We start from the raw sequence: 5,274 nt of genomic DNA on the forward strand, positions 1-5,274 counted from the left end.
GCTTGCGGGCGTATTGTCTGCTGCACGTGGCATGGCGGCTCCAGGCTATGCAGACAATATTAATTTATGAATTAATTAATTCAAGGGCGATGACAGATTCGGAAAGTCAGGCCGCAGCCACTGGAATGTTGCGTCGCAACAATACAAGGTAGACATGTCATAAACGCTTGGCTATGCTTCGTCCGCCAATCAGCCGGGATCCATCTTGCCCGGCCTTTCGTCGTTTCCCGGATCTTTCATGCTGCTTCGTTGCTCCACCGCCGCTCCGGCGCGGCCACGCTTGTCCTCCGCCTCTCGCAAGGCTGCGGCTGCCCTGTCGCTGGCCGGCGCGCTGGCGGCCATGGCTGCGCTCCCGGCGATGGCGCAGGCGCAAGCCGCGGGCAATGGCGATGCGGCCGCGCCGGCCGATGCGCCGGAGGACTTCGCCGTCCACGGGCAGACCACCTATATCTGGCAGCGCAAGCCGTCTTTCGGGGCAGCCTACTCGGGCCCCAACAGCCTTACGGCGGATCGCGCCAAGAGCTATTCGTTCAGCGCCACGCTCGATCTTGGGCTGCGCCTGTGGCGCGGCGCGGAATTTCACTTCAACCCGGAAGTGACGCAGGGCGTGCCGTTCTCCGAACTGCACGGGGTGGGGGGCCCCACCAACGGGGAACTGGCCAAGGTGTCGAGCACCAACCCGGTGTTCTACCGCGCGCGTGCCTTTATCCGGCAGACCTGGGGCCTGGGCGGCGGCACCGAGCAGCAGGATGCCGACTTCAACCAGCTGGCCGGCAGCGTCGACAAGCGGCGCATCGTGCTGACCGCCGGCAATTTCGGCGTGCTCGACGTCTTCGACCAGAACGAGTATGGCTCCGACCCGCGCACGCAGTTCATGAACTGGTCGTTCCTGACGCACGGCTCCTTCGACTATCCGGCCGATGCGCGCGGCTACGACTGGGGCGTGGCGCTCGAATACATCGGCGATACCTGGTCGGTGCGGCTCGGCCGCTTCCTGCAGCCACTGGAATCCAACGGGCTGGAACTCGATACGCGCATGTTCGCGCACTATGGCGACGTGCTCGAGTTCGAGAAGCGCTACAGCCTGGCCGGCAAGCCCGGCGTGGCGCGCCTGATGTTCTGGCGCAACAAGGCGCGCATGGGCGCGTTCAGCGATGCGCTGCAATTCGGCGCCGCCACCGGCGCCACGCCGGACGTCGCCAATGTGCGCGAGGAGCACGCCAAGATTGGGGCCGGCCTGTCCGTGATGCAGAAGGTCAACGATTCCCTGGGCGTGTTCGCGCGCGCCAATATGTCCGACGACAAGACCGAGACCTACGCCTTTACCGAGATCGGCCGCCAGGTGGCCGCCGGCGGCGTGCTCAACGGCAACGCCTGGGGACGGCCACGCGACGTGGTGGGGCTGGCCATGTCGGTCAATATGCTGGGCTCGCGCCACCAGGCCTACCTGGCGGCCGGCGGGCAGGGCGCCTTCCTTGGCGACGGTGCGCTCAGGTACGGCCCGGAACAGATCGTGGAGGTGTTCTACAGCTTCCAGCCGGTCAAATACCTGAGCATCAGCCCGGATTTCCAGTACATCCGCAATCCCGGCTACAACCGCGACCGCGGCCCGGCGATGTTCTACGGCGTGCGCCTGCATGCCGAGTTCTGAGCCCGGTGACCGCCCCGGCGATCAGTTGCCCAGCTCGGCCAACAGGGCCTTGAGCTGCTTCGCCCTGGCCGCGCCGATGCTGCGCACGATGCCGTCCTCATGCTGCTGCACCAGGCGATTCAGCCGCTTCGATAGCGCCAATCCCTGGTCCGTGGCGTAAAGCAGGACACGGCGGTTGTCATGAAGATCCGGGCTGCGCATGGCCAGGCCCTGGCTGATCATGCGGTCGACCAGCTTGGTGAGGGTGGGCGGATGCATGGTCAGCGCCTGGGCCACTTCGCCCATGGCATGCCCTTGCTCGTCCGCCAGCACGCGCAGCACTTTCCAGTGCTCGACCTGCACGCCTTCGCCGGCCAGGGCTTGCTCCAGCCGGCCATGGACGGCGTGGTGGGCACGTGACAAGAGTTGGGCCAGGTAGCCGTCGATATCGCTCATGAGCAGTCCTGCGTGGAACACTGCGTTAGTATACGAGAAAACTTTCCCAGGAAAATGTTCCGTGCCCCGGCCTGGTTCCTCCGATGGGAAAGGCGCGCTGCCAAGATGCGGATTTGCCGCCCAACCCGGCCAGGAGACGATGCCATGCAATGGAAGCCACTGCGGTCCAGTCGCGCCCAGGCGCCGGACGATCCGTCTGCGACCTGCCTGGTCGAGGGCGAGGCCAGTGGCTGCGGTGCCGGCCGGCTGACGGTCGGCCTGCTGGTGCCGGTACGCGGCGCCGCGGGTATCTGGGGCCCTTCGGCGCGCGCCTGCGCGCAGCTCGCGGCCGAAGAGATCAACCGGCAGGGCGGCATCGGCGGCCGCGAAATCTGCCTGCGGGTGTTCAATGCCGTGGACGAGTGCCGCGATATTCCCGACCTGCTGGGTGCCCTGGTGCGCGAGGGCGAGCTCGATGCCGTGGTCGGCATGCATACCAGCGCGGTACGTTCGCGCGTGCGCGCCGCCACCGCAGGGCGTATCCCCTTTGTCTATACGCCGCTCTACGAAGGTGGCGAGAGGGCGCCCGGCGTCTATGCGATCGGAGAAACGCCGGAATTGCAGCTCCTGCCAGCGCTGGAGGCGATGGTCCGGCAGTACCGGGCGCGTCGCTGGGTGTTCGTCGGCAACGACTGCGTCTGGCCGCGTGCCTCGCATTTCCAGGCGGCCGGCGCACTGCGCGCCCTTGGCGGGGAAATGCTGGCGGACCGCTATGTGCCGCACGGTTGCGGGTCCTATCGCAAGGTGCTCGAGGAGATCGAAACGTTGCGTCCCGATGCGGTCCTGCTTTCACTGATCGGGCAGGATGCAGTGCGCTTCAATCGCGAATTCGGCGCATCCGGCCTGCAGCGGCGGGTAAGGCGCCTGTCGTGCGCCATCGAGGAAAATGGCTTGCTGGCCATCGGCGCCGGCAATACCGACGGCCTGTTCGTGGCCTCCGGCTATTTCGCCGCGCTCGCCAACGATGTCAACATGGCGTTCAAGGAACGCTACCACGGCCGCTTCGGCGAACGGGCGCCGGTGCTCAATGCGCTGGCGCAGTCAGTCTACGATGGCATGTACTTCCTGGCGGCTTTGGCCGCCGCGCCGGAACAGGCGCCGCGCTGCGCGCCCCTGGCGTTTCGCAGCGTGCGCGGATTGTCCTGGCGCGGCAATGCCCGCGTACAGCAACCGGTGTTTCTCGCCGAAGCCAACGGCCATTTCTTCCAGGTCGTCAGGCAACTCTGAGCCGCAGGCGCAAGACCTCGGAAAGGCAGACAGGCGCCCAGGACCCCAGGCGCGGTTTCATGGTTTTCCCTAGCCGCCTAATATTTTCCTTGGAAAATATTTCTATGGAAAATAATATGACGGCTGCCCCGGCGCAACCAGGCCGGCCTCTTTCTCTCCCGATTGCCATTGCCCCCTACCTCGCACAGGAGTACGCCATGACCGTGAAGCGCCCCACCCAGGCTCAGATGCGCGAACTGATTTCGAGCTTGCACATGACCATGAGCGAGGACGAATGCGCCGAGTACCTCGCCCTGATGGAGGGCAGCATCCAGGCCTACGACCGTGTCGACGAATTGCCGGATTTCCTGCCCGAGCCGGGCTATCCGCGCAGCGCGGGCTACCGTCCGCCGCCGCAGGAAAACCGTCTCAATGCCTGGTACGTCAAGACCGAAGTGAAGGGCGCGGCTGGCGGCGCGCTGGCGGGGCGCTCGGTAGTGCTCAAGGACAATATCTGCCTGGCCGGGGTGCCCATGATGAATGGCTCCTCCACCCTGGAAGGCTATGTTCCCGATATCGACGCTACCGTGGTGACCCGCATCCTCGATGCCGGCGGCACCATTGTGGGCAAGGCGCATTGCGAGTGCTTCTGCCTCTCGGGCGGCAGCCATACCAACGCCAGCGGCCCCGTGCACAATCCCTACCGCATGGGCTATATCGCAGGCGGGTCGTCATCCGGTTGCGGGGCGCTGGTCGGCGCCGGCGAAGTCGACATGGCGATCGGTGGCGACCAGGGCGGCTCGATCCGCATCCCCGCCGCGTTCTCCGGCTGCTATGGCATGAAGCCCACGCACGGGCTGGTGCCCTACACCGGCATCATGCCCATCGAATCCACCATCGACCATACCGGACCGATGACCCGCACGGTGGCGGACAATGCCTTGCTGCTCGAAGTGATCGCCGGGCCGGACGGGCTGGACCCGCGTCAATACGCCCCCCGCGTGGCGCGCTATACCGAGGCGCTTGGCAAGGGCGTGGCGGGCTTGCGCATCGGCGTGGTGCGCGAGGGTTTCGGTCATGGCAACAGCGAGGCGGATGTCGACGCCAAGGTACGTGCCGGCGCGCAGCGGCTGGCACAGCTTGGCGCGATCGTGGACGAGGTCAGCATCCCCATGCACCTGGACGGGGCCGCCATCTGGACACCCATCGCACTGGAAGGCTTGCAGGCGCAGATGATGCACGGCAACGGCATGGGGTTCAACTGGAAAGGCCTGTACACGACCAGCCTGCTTGAGCGCCATGCCGGCTGGCGCGAGCAGGCGGACCAGCTCTCGCCCTCGCTCAAGCTATCGATGTTTGTGGGCGAATTCTTCATGCGGCAATATGGTGGCCGTTTCTACGCCAAAGCGCAGAACCTGGCGCGCCGGTTGCGCAACGCCTACGACGAGCAACTGCAGCGCTACGACTTGCTGCTGATGCCGACGCTGCCGCTGAAGGCGCAGCCGATCCCGGCGCCCGGCGCGCCGCTGGCCGAAGTGATCCAGCGCGCCTTCGAGATGGTCGCCAACACGGCGCCGTTCGACGCTACCGGCCATCCGGCCATGAGCCTGCCCTGCGGACTGGGCGACGGCCTGCCGATCGGCCTGATGCTGGTGGGCAAGCACTGGGACGAAGCGACCATCTACCGGGCGGCGCATGCCTTCGAGCAAGCCGGGGACTGGCATGGGTTCTGATGGGGGGCGGGGGTGGCAAAAACCGTTGGCTTCGTTTCCAGTGGTGCCTGGCTGAGCCACCCCTCTTGCCTATCCTCTTCGCTTCATGGTGGTTGTTTCAAAATGAAGGGATGTGGTTGCCGTTGGATTTTCTGGTGATCTGATTTAGGGTTGCGGGGCCTAAAGGCGGAGTGGTGTCAGGGTCTTTGGCTTGGGTGGGTTGGGACAGGT

4 protein-coding genes are annotated in these 5,274 nt (G+C 65.6%); 3 read left to right on the plus strand and 1 reads right to left on the minus strand.

From position 1 onward, the window contains the following. Positions 1–340: 340 nt before the first annotated feature. Positions 341–1,651 (plus strand): carbohydrate porin, encoded by a 1,311-nt coding sequence (locus tag P3W85_RS31760; RefSeq protein WP_430869661.1) that lies wholly within the window; start codon positions 341–343, stop codon positions 1,649–1,651. Positions 1,652–1,672: 21 nt separating this feature from the next. Here P3W85_RS31760 and P3W85_RS31765 read toward each other — a convergent pair whose 3' ends face one another. Further along, entirely contained in the window at positions 1,673–2,086 is a 414-nt protein-coding gene (locus P3W85_RS31765) for a MarR family winged helix-turn-helix transcriptional regulator (RefSeq protein ID WP_017225440.1), read from the minus strand. 144 nt (positions 2,087–2,230) lie between these two features. On the opposite strand from P3W85_RS31765, the gene P3W85_RS31770 reads away from it, so the two are divergent. After that, the gene (locus tag P3W85_RS31770) at positions 2,231–3,352 is read left to right on the plus strand and encodes a substrate-binding domain-containing protein (RefSeq protein WP_276267682.1); all 1,122 of its coding nucleotides are present in this window, start codon (positions 2,231–2,233) and stop codon (positions 3,350–3,352) included. A gap of 197 nt (positions 3,353–3,549) precedes the next feature. Continuing rightward, positions 3,550–5,064 carry an amidase gene (locus P3W85_RS31775; RefSeq protein ID WP_276267683.1) on the plus strand — a complete coding sequence of 505 codons (1,515 nt, stop codon included), beginning with the start codon at positions 3,550–3,552 and terminating at the stop codon, positions 5,062–5,064. Positions 5,065–5,274 lie beyond the last annotated feature (210 nt).

The organism is Cupriavidus basilensis (assembly GCF_029335485.1).
Lineage (GTDB): Bacteria > Pseudomonadota > Gammaproteobacteria > Burkholderiales > Burkholderiaceae > Cupriavidus > Cupriavidus basilensis_E.

What these genes read in the sequence shown, in the direction of transcription:
- P3W85_RS31760 (WP_430869661.1), top strand. Translation starts at nt 341, where the DNA reads ATGGCTGCGCTCCCGGCGATGGCGCAGGCGCAAGCCGCGGGCAATGGC.
- P3W85_RS31770 (WP_276267682.1), top strand. Translation starts at nt 2,231, where the DNA reads ATGCAATGGAAGCCACTGCGGTCCAGTCGCGCCCAGGCGCCGGACGAT.
- P3W85_RS31765 (WP_017225440.1), bottom strand. Translation starts at nt 2,086, where the DNA reads ATGAGCGATATCGACGGCTACCTGGCCCAACTCTTGTCACGTGCCCAC.
- P3W85_RS31775 (WP_276267683.1), top strand. Translation starts at nt 3,550, where the DNA reads ATGACCGTGAAGCGCCCCACCCAGGCTCAGATGCGCGAACTGATTTCG.